Genomic DNA, 18,134 nt, shown 5'->3' with positions numbered 1-18,134 from the left:
CGCTGAATCGCTGACCGCACGGCCGCACACCCGAAGAAAGGTGACCACCATGGCCCTCGCACTGCTCCGGCGCCGGTGGCTCAAGAACACCTCCGCCGCAGCGGCGGGCCTCGCCCTCCCCCTTCCCGACGGCGCGGGCTCCGTGGCCCGCGAGGTCGTCGACCCGATGGGCGCGCCCCTGGCGGCCGCGGACGTCACCGTCACGGCCCTGGACACCCACCGCGTCGCCGCACGCGGCACCACCGATCCGTACGGGTACTTCCTCGCGGCGCTGCCACCCGGCCGGTACAGCCTGCTCATCTCGGCGGAAGGCCTGCGGCCGCACCGCGAGACGATCGAGACGGGCCCGGGCGCCCCGACGGTCCCCGAGCGCGTCTGGCTGCAGGCCGCCGAGGCGCTCCAGTTGCCGACGCCCGGAACCTGGCTCTTCGACCCGCCGCACACGGCGATCCGGTTCATCGCCAAGCACGTCGGGATGGCCCATGTGCACGGCCGCTTCGAACGCTTCGAGGGCGGCATCCGGGTCGCCCCGGACATGGCCGACTCCCGCGTGCACGTCCGGATCGACGCCTCCAGCATCACCACCGGCAACACCACCCGCGACAACCACCTGCGATCCGCCGACTTCCTCGACGTCGAGCGCTTCCCGTACATCGACTTCACGAGCGCCCGCTTCGCCTACCGGGGCGGCACCAAGTGGACGCTGCAGGGCTCCCTCACGATGCACGGCGTCAGCCGCTCGGTGGCCCTGGACACGACGTACCTCGGCACCGTGAACGGCGGCTACGGCCAGGAGCTGCGCTGCGCGGCCCTGGCGACGGCGGAGCTGCACCGCGAGGACTACACGCTGAACTGGCGTTCCATGCTGGCCCGGGGCATCGCGGTCGTCGGCCCGACGGTCCAACTGGAGCTCGACGTCCAGGCCATGTACCGCACCCACGACACCCCGACCCCGCCGGAATAATCCCTCGCCTCCTTCCCTCCGGTCTCCCTACACTCACGGACGGACCCGGCGCCGCCCACTACCGAGCGCCGGGCGTCAACGCGACGACGAAGGGGGACGGCCATGCGTGACCACACCGCTGTCGCCGTCTCCCTGCCGCGCTACCAGGTGATCCTCGTGTCCTGCGTCGCTCCGGTGCCCGCCGCGCGGCGGCACCGGACGCCCGGGGCGAACGCCTGACCCCCGACGACCACTGACGAAAACGTCAGGTCCGGGTGCCGTCCGCCCGTCTCGCACCGGTAATCGCGCTGCCCCTTTCCTGAACCGCACCGAAAGGCCCCGGGCCGTGCGCACCCACTTCAACCCGCTCTCCGTCGTCCGCAACCTCGGCATCCTCGCCCACGTCGACGCAGGCAAGACCACCGTCACCGAACGGATCCTGTTCGCCACCGGCACTACCCACAAGCGCGGTGAGGTCCACGACGGCACCACCGTCACCGACTTCGACCCGCAGGAGCGCGACCGGGGCATCACCATCTTCGCCGCGGCGGTCAGCTGCGCCTGGGACGGTCACCGGATCAACCTCATCGACACCCCGGGGCACGTCGACTTCGCCGACGAGGTGGAGCGTGCCCTGCGGGTGCTCGACGGTGCGGTGGCCGTGTTCGACGCGGTCGCCGGGGTGGAGCCGCAGAGCGAGTCGGTGTGGCGGCAGGCCGACCGGTACGGCGTGCCGCGGATCGCGTTCGTCAACAAGATGGACCGTGCCGGGGCCGACCTCGACGCGGCCGTGGCGTCGGTCCGGGAGCGGCTGCACCCGGCGCCCCTGGTGGTGCAGCTGCCGATCGGAGCGGAGGACACCTTCACCGGCGTCGTCGACCTGGTGCGTATGCGCGCACTGCTGTGGGCCGATGACGGAACCGCCGAGGACGTGCCGGTCCCCGAGGGCCTGCGGGGCGAGGCCCTGGCGCGCCGCCGGTCGCTGGAGGAGGCCGTGGCGGAACTGCACCCGGGCGCGCTGGAGGAGTTCTGCGACACGGGCACACTGGGCGAGCGGACCCTCGTCTCGGCGTTGCGTCAGGTGACCCGTGACGGTGACGGCGTGGTCGTGCTGTGCGGCTCCGCGTACCGCAACCGCGGTGTCGAGCCGCTGCTGGACGCCGTCGTGGCCTATCTGCCGTCGCCCCTGGACGTGCCGCCGGTCAGGGGCACGCACGAGGGTGAGGAGCAGGAGCGGGCCGCCGACCCCGCGGCACCGGTGGCCGCCCTCGCGTTCAAGGTGCACGCCACCTCGACGGGACGGCTGACCTATCTGCGCGTCTACTCGGGCACGATCGAGAAGGGAGACACCCTGTGGGACGCGAGTGCGCGGCGCACCGAGCGGATCGGGCGGATCCTGCGCGTCCAGGCCGACCGGCACGCGCCGCTGGACCGGGCGGTCGCCGGGGACATCGTCGCCGTGGTCGGACTGAAGTCCGCCCGCGCCGGCGCGACCCTGTGCGCGCGGCACACCCCGCTCGTCCTCGAACCGCCCGGTGTGGCCGAGCCGGTGGTGTCGGCTGCGGTCGAGTCCCGCCGGGCCGGTGACACCGACCGGCTCGCGTCGGGGCTGGCGCGGCTGGCCGACGAGGATCCCTCGCTGGTCGTACGGACCGACCCGGAGACCGGGCAGACCGTGCTGTCCGGCATGGGCGAACTGCACCTGGAGGTGGCGGTGGAGAAGCTCCGGCGTGAGCTGGGACTGGAGGTCAACGTGGGCCGCCCACGGGTCAGTTACCGCGAGACCGTCGGTCGGGGCGTCTCCGGCCTGGTGTTCCGGCACGTCAAACAGGACGGCGGCGCGGGGCAGTTCGCCCATGTGGTCCTCGACGTGGAGCCGTACGAGGAGGGAGGTTTCGCGTTCCGCTCGGCCGTGGTGGGCGGGCGGGTGCCGCAGGAGTACGTGCGGGCGGTCGAGGCCGGCTGCCGGGACGCCCTGGCCGAGGGGCCGCTCGGCGGTCACCCGGTCACCGGGCTGCGCGTCACGCTCACCGACGGGGCGACCCATGTGAAGGACTCCTCGGACACGGCGTTCCGCACGGCCGGCCGGCTCGGCCTCCGGGAGGCCCTGCGCGCCTGCGCGATGGTCCTGCTGGAGCCGGTCGTCGAGGTCACGGTCACCGTGCCCGAGGACGCGGTCGGCGGTGTGCTCGGCGATCTCGCCGCCCGGCGGGGCCGGGTGACCGGCTCGGCCGCCCGCGGGGGTGCGGCGGTCGTCACCGCCACCGTGCCGCTGGCCGAACTGTTCGGCTACGCGACCCGGCTGCGCAGCCGCACCCAGGGCCGCGGCACCTTCACCGCCCGGCCCACCGGCTACGCGCCGGCGCCGGTGGCGACACCGGCCCGGTAGACCGGCCCGGCCCCTCCCTCCCCGACCGGAAGGGAGGGGCCGGTTCCGTCATGGGTACGACACCACCGGCCTCCCTCCCCGACCGGAAGGCAGGACCCGTTCCGTCACGGATAGGACACCACCGTCGACGGCACCGTGGACGTCCCCGACGTCGGCGATCCCGTGTCGTTGATGACGCGCTCGTACTGCCCGTTGCCGCCGAGCGAGACCACGAGCAGGTCGTGGAAGCGCACCCCGGGACGGTTCGGCGCGGCGAAGCCGTGGTGCTGCACGATGCCCGGGTCGACGTTGTAGTAGCAGTAGCTGCCCAGGCCCCAGCCCTCGTGGGTGGTAACGCCGTCCCCGACCCGGTAGGCGGCGTAGCCCTTGACCGGGCTGTTCTGGATCGCGGCCTGGTTCGGGGCGTCGTACGCCTTCTCGTTCTGGTAGAAGATCGTGCGCCCGCGCTCGCCGAACCACTGCACGTCGTACTTGTTGAAGTGCTCTACGAGCAGCCCGGTCGCCAGCACGTCGTGCCCGTTGACGACCACGCCGTAGTCCGCACGGTTGGTGTCCCAGCCCACGCCGTCGCCGTGGTCGGCGCGCCAGACCCAGGTGTGGTCGACGATGGTGTGCCGGCTGTTGACGACCATGCTGGTGGTGGCCTTGCCCGGGCCCGCCCCGCCGATGCGGACGAACACGTCCTGGACTTTCGTCGGGTTGTCCGCATGGTCGCGGGAGGCGCCGCGGGGGCCGATCTCCAGCAGGGTCGCGGAGTTGACCGGCCCGGCGTCGATGAGGAACCCGGCGAGCCGTACGCCGTCGACGTCGGCGACCTTCAGCGCGGTGACGCCGTTGCCGGGGATGAGCGTGGCGTATCCCAGGCCCAGCACCACCGTGCCCGCCCGGTCGACCCACACCGGCCCCGCACGTCGAGGATGCGGGCCTCCTCACCCGAAATGGTGATGCGCCGACCGCGCCCCTGCCTGCGTTTGAACGCGAAGCTCTCCTCACGGGAAAGGGCGTACGTGAGTCGCTTGCCGTCCCGGTTCGCCGGTAGGGACCGTCGCCGAATGGTGAGGTTGTATTCGTCCGGGGCGTTGAGGGTGGAATTGGTCGTCCAGGTCGCCTTGAGCTGGATCCGCATGGACGTCGGCGGCTTGTTCCCGCCCCAGAAGGCCACCTCGTCGAACCCGCCGCGCGTGTCGAGAGCGGGCTGGAGGTCGGTGCGGATGATGTCGGCAAGGAAGTCGAACACCTTCAGCACATTGGACTTGCCCGCGCCGTTCGGGCCCACCAACACCGTGAGTGGACCGAGCGGCACGGTCACGTCGCGCAGGCTGCGGAAGTTCTCGACGTGCAGTTCGAGGAGACGGCCAGGCATGGGACGAAACCTATCGGGTCGGTGATCGCGGTGCGGGCGCGTGCGGCGAATGCGGCTCCGCGCGGCTGCGTCCTCCGTCCTGTCCGCGCGCGGTCCGGTGGCGGGGCGAACGGACACGAGGAGCAGATCAGGCCGAGTCACTGACATCGGGCCCGGGATTCGACCTCCGGTGATCCGTCGTCGACGATGAGGTTCAGCGCCCTGTGCCAGAGAGCGGACACGCAGCCGAACTGCCATGGGACGGTATGTCAATCGCCACCGAAAGGCCGGGCGTCGAGCCGTAGACTTCGGCAGCGAACGCCGACGACGTATGGCCGTTGTGCGTCCTCGTGGGGAGGAAACCGAATGCAGGCCCCTTCGGAATCGGCGGAGACCGCCGCACCTGGGCAGAACGGTCAGAGCGATACCGCCGACTCAACCGTCGTGGACGATCCGACACCCGACTCGGACACCGACTCGACGACCGTGTCGACGGTCCTGGCCGAGGTGCTCCCGGGGGTTGCCGTCGTCCTCGGTGAGGTCCCGGCGGAGCTCGAGTCCGATCTGGTCGACTTCGGGCTCGTGCCCTCTGCCGACCGCGAGAAGATCTCCACGGTCCTCGCCTCGATCGGGAACGCGGCGACCGTGGCCGGCAACGTCGCCAACGCGTTCGCCGGTGCGCAGGGGCTCTACAGGATCAGCAGCGCGACGCAGGCCGTGTTGAAGGCAGGCGGAACGCTCGCCGTCAAGGACGGCGCGAACCTCGGAGCAGTGTTCCTCAATGGCAAGATCGTCGCTCAGGCCCGCCTCATCCCCGTGACGTCTGTGAGCACGGCACAGACCGTGGCGACGCTCGGGCCGGCGCTCACCATGGTGGCGTTGCAGATGCAGCTGAGCGAGATCACGGGCCTCGTGAGGACCAACATCGCGCTGACGAGCCAGGTGCTCACCACCATCCGCAACGAGCAGTGGGCCGAACTGACAGGGCTCGTCACCACCATCGAGCGCGCGATCGACCAGGCGCGGGCGGTCGGATCGGTCCCGGCCTCCCTGTGGGAGAACGTCGCGGGTAACGAGGCGTCGCTGAGCAAGCAGCTCGACCTGTACGGACGCAACGTCCGGGGCCACGTGGGGCAGATCGACCAGGCCGACGCACGCCGCCTGCGTGAGTACCTTCAGACGAACGCCGAGGCGATCCTCTTCGACGCCCACGCCCTGCTGTCCTCCCTCAAGGCATGGACCGGGTATCAGGCGCTCCGCGCCGGAAAGGCGAGAGCCGCGGGACGCGATGACGCCCACGAGGCACGGCTCGTGGACGTCATCGCGCACGACACCCGCACGGAGCTGGAGTCCTCCCTCGCCGAGACGACGCGCCTCGTCGAGGCGCTGACGCGAGAGCTGCGCATCATCGCCGAGCTTCCCGGACGCGAGACCCTGGCACCCTCACTGCCGGGGAAGCGGAAGGACGCGAAGGCGGCCCGCCAGACCTCCGCCCGTCTTCTGGAGGCGATCGAGCCTCTTGCCGACGCCCTTCGTCCGCCGGCCCCTCCACTCGAAGCTCCGGAGGTCGTCTGCGCCCCCGAATCGCTGAAACTCGAGCCGTACCTCCGCATCCTGCGGTGGTACGTCGAGGACGGTGAGACGCTGAGGGTGCTCGGGTTCCCCGACCAGCTCGACGCCCTCGGCCCGATCTCCGCCATCATCGGCGGGGCGAAGGAGAAGCTGGCGGCGGCGAGGGACAAGGCCGCAGCGAAGACACTCGTCGCCGTCACGGACCGCCGCATCATCATCAGCCAGACGAACGCCTTCCTCGAGCAGGGCGCGATCCGTCAGGACATCCCGATCGACCGAGTGCGATACGTCCGAGCAGCGACACAGGACAAGAGCGAGCGCCTGGCGATCGACCTCATCACGCGCGACGAAAGCATCCGGTGGCTCTTCCGCGCCGACATCGACAACACCCGAGTGGACGCGCTCGCCGCCGTGCTGGCCGAGTCGATGACGATTCCGGACGAGGAGCGGGAAGCACTTCGCCGGCGACGCCACGCTGCCCTTGAGGCGGGCGAGAAGGGCGAGAGTACCGGCACGAAGCCTACGGAGCCGCATGCCTAAGGGCCCGAACCAGGTCGCTTCCGGTAAGGAGTGCGCACAGCTCTACACCAAGCCCTTGACCGGCGGCACGTGGGGACCCGTGGGTGGGGCGCCGTCGCCCCGCCCACGGTCGCGGTCGCGGTCGCGGACGAGGGTGGGCGGGAGCTCAGTCCAGCAGGGGGCAGGTGAGGGGGAGGACGCGTTCGGTCAGCCGGCCGATGAGGTGGGTGTCGGTGAGGGCGGCGTCGGTGAGCCAGTCCGCTGCGGTCAGCCGGTCGGTCAGGTCCCGCAGTTCGCCGGAGCCGACCGGGACCCGGGTGGCGAGGGCGTTCAGGGTGACGCCCCGGCCGCCGGGTCCGAGGCGCCCCGCGTCGTCCGTCCACGTGGCCAGCGTCACGGCGAGCAACCGGGCGCCGGCGGGAGCCTTGGCCTTGCGGAGCTTCTTGTCCGAGACGACTCTCTGGGCCCAGCCGGAGAGCTTCGGGCGTGTCTTCCTGCCGAACATGAACGGGCCCGTCCCGTTCTCGTCGGGCACCAGGGAGGGGACGGTGACCGGGGTGGGGTTCTCCGGCCGGGAGGCGAGCAGGTCGCCGACGGTGCCGGGGAGGGACAGCCAGCCGCAGCCGGTCAGCTGCTCGACCAGGTCCTCCGGGTCGGTCAGGCCCAGCGCGTCGACGTCCTGGCCGACGAGATTGCCGGTGCCGGTGTGCGCGGTGCGCAGGGTCAGCATCAGCGCCAGCAGCCGTGCTTCCGCTCCGGGCAGCGGCGTGTGGCCGGCCACGTGCGCGAGGACGGAGCGCGCGTACTCCCACTGCGTCGGCACGGTCAGCAGGCGCGCCACGCCCGGTTCGTCGCCGTCCGGGACGCAGCCGGTGCGGTGCTGGTGCTGGCGTTGGATGACGGCGGCAGCCTGTTCGGCACGCTGGGCCTCCAGCCGCAAGGTGACGTCGCAACTGACGTCGGACCAGGTGAGAAAGGCGCGGGCCTTGCGTTCCTGGAGATCGGCCAGCAGCGCCAGGTCGGGCTCGGGGCGCTTCTGGTAGGCGCGGAAGAGGTCACCGAGCTCGGTGAGTTCGTCCCGCAGGGACACGGGCCGCAGGTCGTGCGGAATGACACGCCGGCCGATCCTCGCCTCCGGCTGGCGGCGGCGCCGAGCGGGTACGGGGCGGGGTGCGGGTACGGGGAGAGGCGCCGGACATCCCGTCCGGGTGGTGACCTGCTGGTGGGAGAACTGCGGCGTGCCCGCGCCGGTGCTCGCCGCTGCGGGGGCCGGGCGGCCGGTGGTCCGGGACGCTGAAAGAAGGGAGGTGGCCGCGGTCCGGGCCCCGGGAGTGGCGGCGGCACACCGTGAACAACACTCCAGGGCCTGCCACCAGCGTCCTGCCCGGTCGCTGATCACGGCCAGGACGACCGGTCCGCCGCACCGCCAGGGTTGTTCGGTACGCGCATGCCTGCTGGTGTCGGGCAGGTGGGTGCGGCAGCCGTCGGCCCGGCAGGCGCAGTAGGTATCGGCTCTGGGTGCGGGGGTGGCGCGCAGGTGCGCCTTCAGGTGGGCGATCGCGGCCCTACGGCCTGCCGCAGCGGAGGGCAGACGCCGCTCGGCACAGGCGGGTCGGCTGCACGAGACGCGCACCTCCGCGCTGCCTCGGCCGACGGGGTCCAGACGCACGATCCACCGGCGCCCCGGCACCCGGTCGTCCAGCTCGCTCCCTGCGGCGGCCTGTGTCATTCCGTTCTTCCTCCGTCTCCCGTGACCTGCGTGTCGCCGCCGCTTGTTGTTGTGCCGAGAGGTGTTCGGGCGGCGGGTTCACGGTATGCGGCACAGACGTGAGGGGGGATGAAATCGCACAGGGTGACGGCTTTCGGGTGACAACGCCGTCCGTTTCGGTGAACCCGGGCGCGACGGCCGTCACGACGACGGAGACGGGTCTGAACCGGTCGTTTCGTGAGCGTACTTGGGCGGCTGGGGGGGGACTGAGCTGTCGGTCAGCTGCCCTGGTAGATCGCGGTGCACAGCAGCGTGGCGCCGTCGTCCACCAGGTCAGCCCAGTAGTGCGTCGGGTCGCCCGCCGCCCGGCGGCAGTTGTTCGCGTTGGCGCCCGCCGGAGCGCGGTAGACGCCTGTGATGTGCATGATCTGGTTGTACGGGGCGGGTACCGGCCCGCGTCGGCAGGTCACGGCCGCCATCAGGGCGAGGGAGATCGAGTCGCCGGACTGCCGGCCGAGCATGCAGTAGTTGGCGTGGTAGACGCGGGTGAGGCCGGGCCGTCGCAAGGGGAGCCGCCATCACCGCCGCCGAGATCGACGGTCTGATTCCCGAGACGACCATCTCGGTGGCCACGAGTCACGACCTCGGCCTGTCCTTCGAGGCAGGAGGCCGGAGAGGATTTGCCCCGCTCATCCCCCGGTACTCGACACTTCCGGCGCGAGGGACACGTAGCGCCATGCCGGCGGTACGCGGAGCGTCCAAGGTCGTCCTCGAGATCGTGGAGGGCGACGGAGAGCGTGCCGCAGACGACCAGCGGACCTTTCCGCTGGCCCGGCTGGAACTCCCGGTGCCGCAGCCGAACGCGGAGCCGTCGAGCAACGTGTTCGACGTCGACTACCACTATGACCGCAGCGGCATCCTCAAGGTGCACGCCAGAGCACGGCACACAGGCACCGTCATGCTCGACGAGGAACTGGACTGCTTCGGTCCCGACGGGACGCCGATCGCACTAGGAGCCGACAGAGAACTGGAGCGGTTGCTCCGGCGCATCGACGAGCCCGCCCCAAGCCTCGCCTCGTCCGCCCCGCCGGAAACGGGGGCACCGACGATCGAGCCGGAGACGTGGGAGGAACCGGCGGGCGAGGGAGCTCCGGCACTGGTGGTCGACGGTCGCGGGATCATGACCGCAGGCCGCAGCGCCGCCTCTCCCCGGCCGCCGAGCAGGCGGCTTCTCGGCTCGGCTCTGCACGAGATCCGACGGCGCTACCCACAGCACCATGTGGTCGCCGTGATCGGCACGGACCTTGTGGATCTCGTCGAGTACGACGAGCAGGAGCTGCTGGAACGGGCCGTCCAGGAAGGGCTGATCGTCACCGTTCCGTCGGCCTCTCCCCAGGCGGTGCTCAGCGTGGCGCAGCAGCTCGACGCCGTGGTCGTATCCATGGACGACCTGCGCCGCCTGCGCCTTCCGTCCCCGTGGGTCGCGGAGAAGGAGCGGTTCGTCAAGGTGGCGCGGGTGGAACGCCACTGGGTGTTCACGTAGGCACCCGGCGGGTGCCGAGCTCAGGACCGGCACCCGCGGCAGGCATGCCCCTGGTCGGAGCCGCTTTTCATCAGTGTCCGATGAACGAGGACCCGCCTTCTCCTGACCGGGCTGCGTAAGGCGGTATGCGACGGGCCGGTTCTCCACCTTCACCAGCAGGCCCTCGCCGGCGAGGCCCCCGGAGGATCTGCCGGGTGTACTTGTCTTGCGGGTCGTGCCCCGCGTCGCGCAGTGCGCGACGCCCGCGTTCGGTGTCCCAGAGGCCGCCGCAACTCCGCACGGCCTTCTCAAGGTCGGCGCGCCGGCTGCCGACCGGTTCAGTCAACGCTCCGCTCCCTGTGCCTGCTCGCGGACCGCGACGGCGTGCGCCTTCCTCGTGTGGTTGGCGATGCTCGCCGGTGCGCCGACGTAGTCGCATGACGGACACTTCCGCCACACCCCTTCGGACACGGCACGCGCGCTCACCGAGTGTCCGGGCCCGTAGCCGTGGCCGTGCAGCAACTGGGCGACGGAGGAACCGTACTCGGCCGCGAGCAGTGCGGCTTCCGCCACTTTGTCGTGGCCGGGAGCGAAGAACGATCCGGCTCCGACCTTCTTGGCACAGCCGCACCAACAGGTTCCGGTCGCAGTGAGGTTGGGAAGAGGCTTCGTGGTCATGCCGTCACAGTAGGTCAGCTCTCGGTGGTGTAGGGGGCGTTCGTCGTGTTCGGTGCCTTCACCGAGCCCGCCGTGAGAGCACCGGAACCGGAGCCGCATGGCCTTCCGGCCATGCGGCCTCTACCCCCGAACCACGGCAGCCGTTGCGTCTTCCTCCGTCCCGAAGCCTGGCCCGGATGCGCTGAGATCGGGTTCGCCGAACTCACTTCGCAATGCCTCGAAAGCCGTCACCTTGTCCTCACCGAAGCGGCGGATGTAGGCGGCGTACTCGTCGGGGCAGAGGTATGCCTTGGGCTGGGACTTGGTGTGGAACTTGTCCGCGTACATCACGAGCCTCTCCTCCTCGGTCACCGCCACATAGTCGGCGGGAGGGAGGGGCAGCCCCTGGCTCACGATGTCGTGCCGGGTGAGTCCCACTCCGGTGTGGTGGGAGCAGAAGCGGCCGAGAGCTTCGGGGAAGCCCTCCGCTTCGAGGATCTCGTGGCCGAGCAGACCGTGCCGGATGTAGTTCCGGTGGTCCAGCCGTCCGTCGTCCTCGTAGAGGCGGTAGACGCCGATGTCGTGGAGGAGGCAGCCGGCGCGGACCAGCTCCACGTCGAGGTGCGCGAGGTGGGGCGCCGAAAGGAGCTGCTCGGCGATTCCCCAGACGATCTCGCAGTGCCTGTGGACGAGGGTGAACGCCTCGGTCGTGGGCGCGTACTTCTCGTGCAGCGCCCGGATCTCTTCAGGGTCCGGAATCCTCATCGGGGGAGCGTAACAACCGCTCGTCCGGCTGAGCCGGGAAGTTCCCGCGGCGGCCCGTTTCACGCGATCGGATGGTGCCCCGGATGGCGGGCACCTGCCCGGCCTGCGGGCCGTTCGAGCTGATGACGGGACTTGTCGTCCATTCTCAGCGCGATGACGGGAGCACACGAAATGGGCCTGCACTTCCACCGCAACGCCGACGGCACGACGACCGGGCGCAACGAGGCCAACGGCTTCACCGTGACACATGCCGACGAAGAAGAGGTGAAACGGCAGTTGTACGAGGACGCGGGGTGGGAGTACACGCCTCCTCCTCCGCCGGTTCCGCCCGGGTTCCATCGGTTCTCCTTGGTGCACGACGAATTCCGGGCCTCCGGGTTCGAGGACGAGAGGTACGCGCGGCTGAGGGAGCGTCCGCCGGAGGGGTGCGTGCCGGTCGACTGGGGGTGCTTCGCCCTGGAATGCGAACGGCCCGGGAAGACGCTCCTGGACGCGGTCGCCGGTACCGTCGCGGAGGTCCGCAGAGAGCACGGCCTGGTGATGAACAGCCTGGGTGTCGAGAAACCACAGGAATGGTTCGACGCGGACAGCAAGAACGGGCACGCCGCCACGATCGTCGCGCACTTGGTACTGATGGCGGCCGACCGCGCCCGACTGCTCGGTTACGGGCGCAAGGACGTGGCCCGGCTACTCGATGCCACGGGGATCGAGTAGCCGGAAGAGGTGTGGTCGGTGGGGTGCGCCTCAGGCCAGGGCGGTCGGCCCCGGCGCATAGGTGGGGTCCACCTGTGCCGCCAGGCCCTCGCCCGTACGCGCGTCCGCCCAGGCGTGGACGTTGCGCAGGTGGAACTCGACCGCGTGGCGGTGGAGCCGATTCCAGTCGCGGACCTCGGCGTCGACCGCCTCGCGCAGGACCGTGAGGGCGTGGCGGTTGTGCGGCTCCAGCGACGCCAGTGCGTCCGGGCCGGACACGGTCCTGCCCTGTTCCGCCGCGCGGATCCAGGGGGAGTGCACGAGGTGGGTCAGCAGGTCGTCGCCTACCTGCTCCTTGAGGAAGAGCAGATCGTCCTCGCCGGTGACCTTGTTGCCCACGACGGCGATGCGGATACCGAACTGTTCCGCGTGGTCGCGGTACTGGCGGTACACGGAGACGCCCTTGCGGGTCGGTTCCGCCACCAGGAAGGTGATGTCGAAACGGGCGAACAAGCCCGAGGCGAAGGCGTCCGCGCCGGCTGTCATGTCGACCACGACGTACTCGCCGGAGCCGTCCAGCAGATGCCCGAGGTACAACTCGACCGCGCCGAGCTTGGAGTGGTAGCAGGCCACGCCCAGGTCGGACTCGTCGAACTCGCCCGTCACCATGAGGGGCACACCCCCGGCCCGGCCGACGTGCCGCGCGTGCAGTTCGTCGTCGCCGAGCGGACGCAGCAGGCGGGATCCGCGGCCCGGCGGCGTCGTCTTGATCATCGCCTCGGGGGAGGGGATGCGGGGGTTGTCGCCCCGTAGGTAGTCCTTGATCTCGGCCATGTACGCGCCCAGGGGTGGGGCGGACTTCTCCTCGCCGCCCAGCGCCTCGGCCAGGTGCTGGTTGATGTCGCCGTCGACGGCGAGGACCGGGGCGCCGGAGCGCGCCAGGTGGCGGGAGAAGAGCGCGGACAACGTGGTCTTGCCGCTGCCGCCCTTGCCGACGAACGCGACCCTCACGACAGTCCCACCTTGTTGAAAATGGATTTCATGTGGCTAGGTTTAGAGAGTGCCCGTCGCCACTGTCAAATCGGCTGAGCCGATCGGGGGTTCACCTTGCTGCCTAGGATGTGCAGGTGCGTGTATTGAGCATCAAAGGTCCTCTTCGGTTCCTCCTCCCCGTCCTCCTCCTCCCCGGGCTGACCGGCTGCTTCGTGTCGCCCGAGGGCGCGTCGTCGCCGGGCGGCGTGACGTCGGGGTCGCGGTTGCGTGTCGCCCTCGCCTTCCCGCCCGCCGAGAACCTCTCGCCGTACGGAGCCGACGCCACGCTGCTCAGCCGGCTCGGCGTCACCGAAGGAGTGACCGCCCTGGACGCCAACGGTGCCGCGGCCCCCGCGCTCGCCCGGTCCTGGCGCCGGCAGAGCGATCGCACGTGGAGTTTCACTCTCCGCGAGGCAACCTTCCAGGACGGCACGGAGGTGACCCCCGCCGCCGTCGCCTCCGCCCTGACCCACGCCAAGAACGCCGAGCCCGCACCCGCCGCGCTCGCCGGGGTCACCTTCGACGCGAAGGCCGACGGCGACCACGGCATCCGCGTCACCACCGCCACGCCGGACCCCGTCCTGCCCCTGCGCCTGTCCAGTCCGAGCCTGGCCGTCCTTTCTCCGCGCGCATACGAGAAGAGGGCGCGCGGGAAGACGGCCGCCCCCACCTCGGTCGGCACTGCCACCGGGCCCTTCGAGATCACCGAGGTCAGCGGCGGCTCCGCCGCCCTCGACCGCTACGACGACCACTGGGGCGGACTCGCCCACGCCTCCGGCATCGACGCACGCTTCGTCAAGGACGGCACCGCCCGCGCCAACGCCGTGCGAACCGGCGACGTCGACATCGCCGAGGCGATCCCCGTCGCCCAGGCCGCCACACTCGACAAGGGCACCCTCGAGGAAGCCGGCACCACCCGGACCACCAGCCTGCAACTCAACACGGATAGCGGGCCCTTCAAGGACCCGCGGCTGCGCGCCGCGGCCCGCACGGCGATCGACTCCTCCGCCCTCGTCGAGGGCGTCTTCGAGGGGTACGCCGACCCGGGCGCCGGCCTCTTCGGACCCGCCGTCACCTGGGCCGAGAGCAAGCGGGTGAAACCGGCCGGGCGCGCGGAGCCCGCTCGCCCCGGCGGGGCGTCGATCACCCTCGCCACCTACGACAACCGGCCCGAACTGCCCGAGGCCGCCCAGGTCGTACAACAGCAGCTCCAGAAGGCCGGTTTCACGGTGAAGCTGGAGGTGCGCGAGTACTCACGGCTGGAGAGCGACGCGCTCGCCGGAAGGTTCGACGCGTTCATCGGCGCCCGCAACAGCCTCCTGGACACCGGCGACCCCGTCGGCGTCCTCGGCAGCGACTACACCTGCGACGGCGGCTACAACCCGGCCCGGCTGTGCGACAAGCGGGTCGACCGGGCCGTCACCGAGGCCATCGGGACCGACGGCACCGAGCAGCGGCAGGACGCCGCCATGGCCGCCGAGGCCGCGATCCTCGGCACGGACGCGGTCGTGCCGCTGGCCCACCAGCAGATCATCGCCGGTGTCTCCACCAAGATCCGGGGTGTGCTGCTCGACCCCTACGAGCGGACCCTCGTGGGTGCCGGAACGCGTCGCTGAGCGGACGGTTCAGGCGGGCAGCTTCGTGTCGATCACGCAGCTGATCTCGACGAGCTGCCCGGGGAAGGTCAGTTCGGTGACGCCGAGGGCCGTGCTGACCGGGCGGTGGGTGCCGAAGTACGCCCGGTTGCCCTTCGCGGCCACCTCGGCGTTCCGCACGAGGTCCACCGCGTACAGCGTCTGGGAGACGATCTGGTTGCGGGTGGCACCGTAGTGGGCCAGGACCTTGTCGAGGTTGGCGTGGGTCCCCTCGAGCTGGGCGGCGAAGTCGTCCTCCGGGTGGAAGGCGCCCGCCTCGTCGAACGAGAGCTGCCCGGAGACATGGACCAGGTCACCGGACCTGATCGCCTGGGCGTAGCCGAAGTGGCCCTCGGCCGGTATGCCGTGGTCGTAGACGTCGAGCGTGGTCATGTGCGGGTTCCTTCCGTCGGGCACGGACCGCGGGCAACGGGTCCGTGCTCTCTTGCGGTTACTCGGAAACCGTAGGAGAGTGACCGCCGACCTGGAAGAACGCACTTTTCGGTGACTGGGGAACCACATGGTGACCAAGCAGATCAGAGATTTGCCCGAGAACGCGGACCTGCGGAGGGCGGACTCCCTGGCCCGTGAGATCTTCTCCGACGTGGCCAACAAGTGGGCGCTGCTGATCATCGAGGCGCTCGGGGAACGCACCCTGCGCTTCAGCGAGTTGCGCGACGAGGTGGAGGGGGTCAGCCACAAGATGCTCACGCAGAACCTTCGGATGCTGGAGCGCAACGGCCTGGTCGACCGGAAGGTGCACCCCACCGTGCCGCCCAAGGTCGAGTACACGCTCACCGAGCCGGGCCGCGCGCTGCGCGCCACGGTCGACGCGATCTGCGGCTGGACCAACCGGTACCTCGGGCACATCGAGGCGGCCCGAGGGCGCTTCGGTACCTGACCGGCGAGGGCGGCCGGGCGTCAGCTCGCGACCAATTCCCGCACCTGACGGGCGGCCGCCGGCTCCTCGACCCGCGAGGTCCGGTACAGCCACAGCACATCCCGTCCGAACGACCAGACCAGCAGGCCCAGTGCCAGGGCCGCGACGCCGAAGTTGGCCGCGTAGGGGAGGAGACCGGCGCCCGCCAGCAGCAGGAGCACGCCCTGGAGCGCGGCGACGGTCTTGCGGGCGGTGCTCGGCGGGAGCGCGGCGGTCAGCCAGGGCCACACCTTGGCCGCGGCGACGAAGACGTAGCGCATGCCGCCGATCAGCAGGACCCACGGTCCCAGTTGCATCGACACGTACACGCTGAGCACCAGGATCAGGAAGGCGTCGACCTCCATGTCGAAACGCGCGCCCAGCGGGGTGGAGGTGCCGGTGCGGCGGGCGACCTTGCCGTCGACGCCGTCGAGGATCAGCGCCACCGCCGTCAGACCGACGAACAGCGACACCGGCGGTGAGCTCTGGAACGAGTCGGCGACCAGGGCCGTGACCCCGCCGACGAGAGTGGCCCGGCCGAGGGTGACCCGGTTCGCCGCGCCGAAGGAGCGCAGCCGGGAGCGGTGCAGGGCCCGGGAGAGCACCGCCCAGGTGGCGATCGCGAACGCGAGGCCGCTCAGCCAGCCCGCCGGCCCCATCCCGATCGCCGTGCCGATCAGGGCCAGCAGCAGGACCTGCACGCCCGCCCCCAGGGCGGTCTCCTGCTGTACGAGCCTCGCGTCGTAAGTGTTGTTCAGGGCCACCGAACACCCTCCGGCCGTGTGACAGAGTCGATCAACGCCGCTACGTTGTGCGCGGCCTGTGCACCCCTCGGTACGCAAGCAGCTTCCCGATCGTTCAGGAGGACTTCGATGAAGCACACCGGACGCGCGTTCTGGACCGACTCGCCTGGGCGAGGCGCGATCCGGGACGTCGCCCTGCCGGCGCCCGGCGAGGGCGAGGTGCTGGTCCGCACGCTGTTCTCCGGCGTGAGCCGCGGCACCGAGACGCTCGTCTTCCGCGGTGGCGTCCCCGTCAGCCAGCACACGGCCATGCGCGCGCCGTTCCAGGAGGGCGACTTCCCAGGCCCGGTGAAGTACGGCTACCTCAACGTCGGCGTGGTGGAGGAGGGGCCCGAGGAGCTCACCGGCCGCACCGTGTTCTGCCTCTACCCGCACCAGACGCGCTACGTCGTCCCGGCCGCAGCGGTCACCCCGGTGCCGGACACCGTGCCCGCCGAACGGGCCGTGCTCGCCGGGACCGTGGAGACCGCCGTCAACGCCCTGTGGGACGCCGCGCCCCTGGTCGGAGACCGCATCGCCGTGGTCGGCGGCGGCATGGTCGGCTGCTCGGTGGCCGCCCTCCTCGCCCGGTTCCCCGGGGTCCGCGTCCAGCTGGTCGACGCCGACCCGACGCGCGCGAAGACCGCCGAGGCGCTCGGTGTCGGCTTCGCCACCCCCGAGGACGCCGACGGGGACCTCGACCTGGTCGTGCACGCCAGCGCCACGCAAGCGGGCCTCACCAGGTCCCTGGAGCTTCTCGCCGCCGAGGGGACCGTGCTCGAGCTCAGCTGGTACGGCGACCGGCAGGTGAGCCTCCCGCTCGGTGAGGCCTTCCACTCCCGCCGGCTCGTCATCCGCAGCAGTCAGGTCGGCACCGTCTCCCCGGCCCGCCCGAACCGCACCTACGCCGACCGGCTGGCCGTCGCCCTCGACCTGCTCGCCGACCCCGCCCTCGATGCGCTGATCACCGGCGAGTCCTCCTTCGAGGACCTGCCGGACGTGCTGCCCCGGCTCGTCTCCGGCGAGGTTCCGGCACTGTGCCACCGCGTCCGTTACGACGAGAGCGATTGACGCATCGGCTGACGATTCGTTCCATCCGGTACGAGTTGGCCACGACAGGAGCGCCTGACCTGAGAAAAGACGTACGACAGGCTGAACAGGGGAAGGCAACGGGCCGTACTACTCGGCATCCCCGGCACCGAGAGCGGGGAACAGACGCGCCGCACCTGGAGGGTCGTCCGTTGTTCAGCATCACCGTCCGCGATCACATCATGATCGCCCACAGCTTCCGTGGCGACGTCTTCGGACCCGCGCAGCGCCTGCACGGGGCCACGTTCCTCGTGGACGCCACGTTCCGGCGCGAACAGCTGGACGAGGACAACATCGTCGTCGACATCGGGCTGGCCACCCAGGAACTCGGCGCCGTCGTCAGCGAGCTGAACTACCGCAACCTCGACAACGAGCCCGACTTCGCCGGAGTCAACACCTCCACGGAGTTCCTCGCCAAGGTCGTCGCCGACCGGCTCGCCGAGCGCATCCACAAGGGGGCGCTGGGCGAGGGCGCCAAGGGCATCGCGGGCCTGACCGTCACCCTGCACGAATCGCACATCGCCTGGGCGAGTTACGAGCGTGCGCTGTGACCGACACGACCGTCGAA

16 protein-coding genes and 2 pseudogenes are annotated in these 18,134 nt (G+C 70.8%); 9 read left to right on the top strand and 9 right to left on the bottom strand.

Annotated elements, in window-relative coordinates; all coding sequences use genetic code 11:
* Nucleotides 1–49 precede the first annotated feature (49 nt).
* A complete protein-coding gene (locus AB0F04_RS02635) occupies nucleotides 50–964 on the top strand; it encodes a YceI family protein (protein ID WP_362036926.1) in 915 nt (304 codons plus the stop codon).
* A 325-nt stretch (nucleotides 965–1,289) separates the two neighbouring features.
* Nucleotides 1,290–3,332 carry an elongation factor G gene (gene fusA, locus AB0F04_RS02630; protein ID WP_362036924.1) on the top strand — a complete coding sequence of 681 codons (2,043 nt, stop codon included), beginning with the start codon at nucleotides 1,290–1,292 and terminating at the stop codon, nucleotides 3,330–3,332.
* Nucleotides 3,333–3,436: 104 nt separating this feature from the next.
* Here fusA and AB0F04_RS02625 read toward each other — a convergent pair.
* Together AB0F04_RS02625 and AB0F04_RS02620 are read right to left on the bottom strand one after the other, a co-directional pair.
* A pseudogene (locus AB0F04_RS02625) lies at nucleotides 3,437–4,234 on the bottom strand (coagulation factor 5/8 type domain-containing protein); the annotation flags it as partial.
* 2 nt (nucleotides 4,235–4,236) lie between these two features.
* A pseudogene (locus AB0F04_RS02620) lies at nucleotides 4,237–4,695 on the bottom strand (AAA family ATPase); the annotation flags it as partial.
* Between the two features lie 423 nt (nucleotides 4,696–5,118).
* On the opposite strand from AB0F04_RS02620, the gene AB0F04_RS02615 reads away from it, so the two are divergent.
* A complete protein-coding gene (locus AB0F04_RS02615) occupies nucleotides 5,119–6,786 on the top strand; it encodes a hypothetical protein (protein ID WP_362036922.1) in 1,668 nt (555 codons plus the stop codon).
* A 145-nt stretch (nucleotides 6,787–6,931) separates the two neighbouring features.
* Here AB0F04_RS02615 and AB0F04_RS02610 read toward each other — a convergent pair whose 3' ends face one another.
* Both AB0F04_RS02610 and AB0F04_RS02605 read right to left on the bottom strand, forming a co-directional pair.
* Nucleotides 6,932–8,494 carry a hypothetical protein gene (locus tag AB0F04_RS02610; protein ID WP_362036920.1) on the bottom strand — a complete coding sequence of 521 codons (1,563 nt, stop codon included), beginning with the start codon at nucleotides 8,492–8,494 and terminating at the stop codon, nucleotides 6,932–6,934.
* Nucleotides 8,495–8,751: 257 nt separating this feature from the next.
* On the bottom strand, nucleotides 8,752–9,039 hold the full coding sequence (locus AB0F04_RS02605; RefSeq protein WP_362036918.1) for a hypothetical protein: 288 nt from the start codon (nucleotides 9,037–9,039) through the stop codon (nucleotides 8,752–8,754).
* Between the two features lie 11 nt (nucleotides 9,040–9,050).
* On the opposite strand from AB0F04_RS02605, the gene AB0F04_RS02600 reads away from it, so the two are divergent.
* On the top strand, nucleotides 9,051–10,016 hold the full coding sequence (locus tag AB0F04_RS02600; RefSeq protein WP_362037328.1) for a hypothetical protein: 966 nt from the start codon (nucleotides 9,051–9,053) through the stop codon (nucleotides 10,014–10,016).
* A 321-nt stretch (nucleotides 10,017–10,337) separates the two neighbouring features.
* Here AB0F04_RS02600 and AB0F04_RS02595 read toward each other — a convergent pair whose 3' ends face one another.
* Nucleotides 10,338–10,673, bottom strand: a complete 336-nt coding sequence (locus AB0F04_RS02595) for a hypothetical protein (RefSeq protein WP_362036916.1) — start codon at nucleotides 10,671–10,673, stop codon at nucleotides 10,338–10,340.
* 120 nt (nucleotides 10,674–10,793) lie between these two features.
* On the bottom strand, nucleotides 10,794–11,417 hold the full coding sequence (locus AB0F04_RS02590) for an HD domain-containing protein (protein WP_362036914.1): 624 nt from the start codon (nucleotides 11,415–11,417) through the stop codon (nucleotides 10,794–10,796).
* A 171-nt stretch (nucleotides 11,418–11,588) separates the two neighbouring features.
* Between AB0F04_RS02590 and AB0F04_RS02585 the strand changes: the two genes are divergently transcribed.
* Nucleotides 11,589–12,131 carry a hypothetical protein gene (locus tag AB0F04_RS02585; RefSeq protein WP_362037326.1) on the top strand — a complete coding sequence of 181 codons (543 nt, stop codon included), beginning with the start codon at nucleotides 11,589–11,591 and terminating at the stop codon, nucleotides 12,129–12,131.
* 30 nt (nucleotides 12,132–12,161) lie between these two features.
* Here AB0F04_RS02585 and AB0F04_RS02580 read toward each other — a convergent pair whose 3' ends face one another.
* Entirely contained in the window at nucleotides 12,162–13,121 is a 960-nt protein-coding gene (locus AB0F04_RS02580) for an ATP-binding protein (RefSeq protein WP_362036912.1), read from the bottom strand.
* Nucleotides 13,122–13,246: 125 nt separating this feature from the next.
* Here AB0F04_RS02580 and AB0F04_RS02575 point away from each other — a divergent pair, with 125 nt between their 5' ends.
* The gene (locus AB0F04_RS02575; RefSeq protein WP_362036909.1) at nucleotides 13,247–14,758 is read left to right on the top strand and encodes an ABC transporter substrate-binding protein; all 1,512 of its coding nucleotides are present in this window, start codon (nucleotides 13,247–13,249) and stop codon (nucleotides 14,756–14,758) included.
* Between the two features lie 9 nt (nucleotides 14,759–14,767).
* On the opposite strand, the gene AB0F04_RS02570 is transcribed toward AB0F04_RS02575, so the two are convergent.
* Complete coding sequence (locus tag AB0F04_RS02570; RefSeq protein ID WP_362036906.1) at nucleotides 14,768–15,169, bottom strand: RidA family protein; 402 nt, start codon at nucleotides 15,167–15,169, stop codon at nucleotides 14,768–14,770.
* A gap of 127 nt (nucleotides 15,170–15,296) precedes the next feature.
* On the opposite strand from AB0F04_RS02570, the gene AB0F04_RS02565 reads away from it, so the two are divergent.
* Nucleotides 15,297–15,677 carry a helix-turn-helix domain-containing protein gene (locus AB0F04_RS02565; RefSeq protein ID WP_362036904.1) on the top strand — a complete coding sequence of 127 codons (381 nt, stop codon included), beginning with the start codon at nucleotides 15,297–15,299 and terminating at the stop codon, nucleotides 15,675–15,677.
* Nucleotides 15,678–15,697: 20 nt separating this feature from the next.
* Here the strand turns inward: AB0F04_RS02565 and AB0F04_RS02560 are convergent, their stop codons facing one another.
* Nucleotides 15,698–16,459: a CDP-alcohol phosphatidyltransferase family protein gene (locus AB0F04_RS02560; protein WP_362036902.1), complete on the bottom strand. Its 762-nt coding sequence runs from the start codon at nucleotides 16,457–16,459 to the stop codon at nucleotides 15,698–15,700.
* A 108-nt stretch (nucleotides 16,460–16,567) separates the two neighbouring features.
* Here AB0F04_RS02560 and AB0F04_RS02555 point away from each other — a divergent pair, with 108 nt between their 5' ends.
* Together AB0F04_RS02555 and AB0F04_RS02550 are read left to right on the top strand one after the other, a co-directional pair.
* Nucleotides 16,568–17,548: a zinc-binding alcohol dehydrogenase gene (locus AB0F04_RS02555; protein ID WP_362036900.1), complete on the top strand. Its 981-nt coding sequence runs from the start codon at nucleotides 16,568–16,570 to the stop codon at nucleotides 17,546–17,548.
* Between the two features lie 170 nt (nucleotides 17,549–17,718).
* Nucleotides 17,719–18,117 carry a 6-carboxytetrahydropterin synthase gene (locus tag AB0F04_RS02550; RefSeq protein ID WP_053675065.1) on the top strand — a complete coding sequence of 133 codons (399 nt, stop codon included), beginning with the start codon at nucleotides 17,719–17,721 and terminating at the stop codon, nucleotides 18,115–18,117.
* Nucleotides 18,118–18,134: the final 17 nt, after the last annotated feature.

Origin of the sequence: Streptomyces sp. NPDC029041, from assembly GCF_040637515.1 — a bacterium.
Lineage (GTDB): Bacteria > Actinomycetota > Actinomycetes > Streptomycetales > Streptomycetaceae > Streptomyces.
Note: the sequence above shows the minus strand (reverse complement) of the source record. Positions and strands in the feature narration are given on the sequence as shown.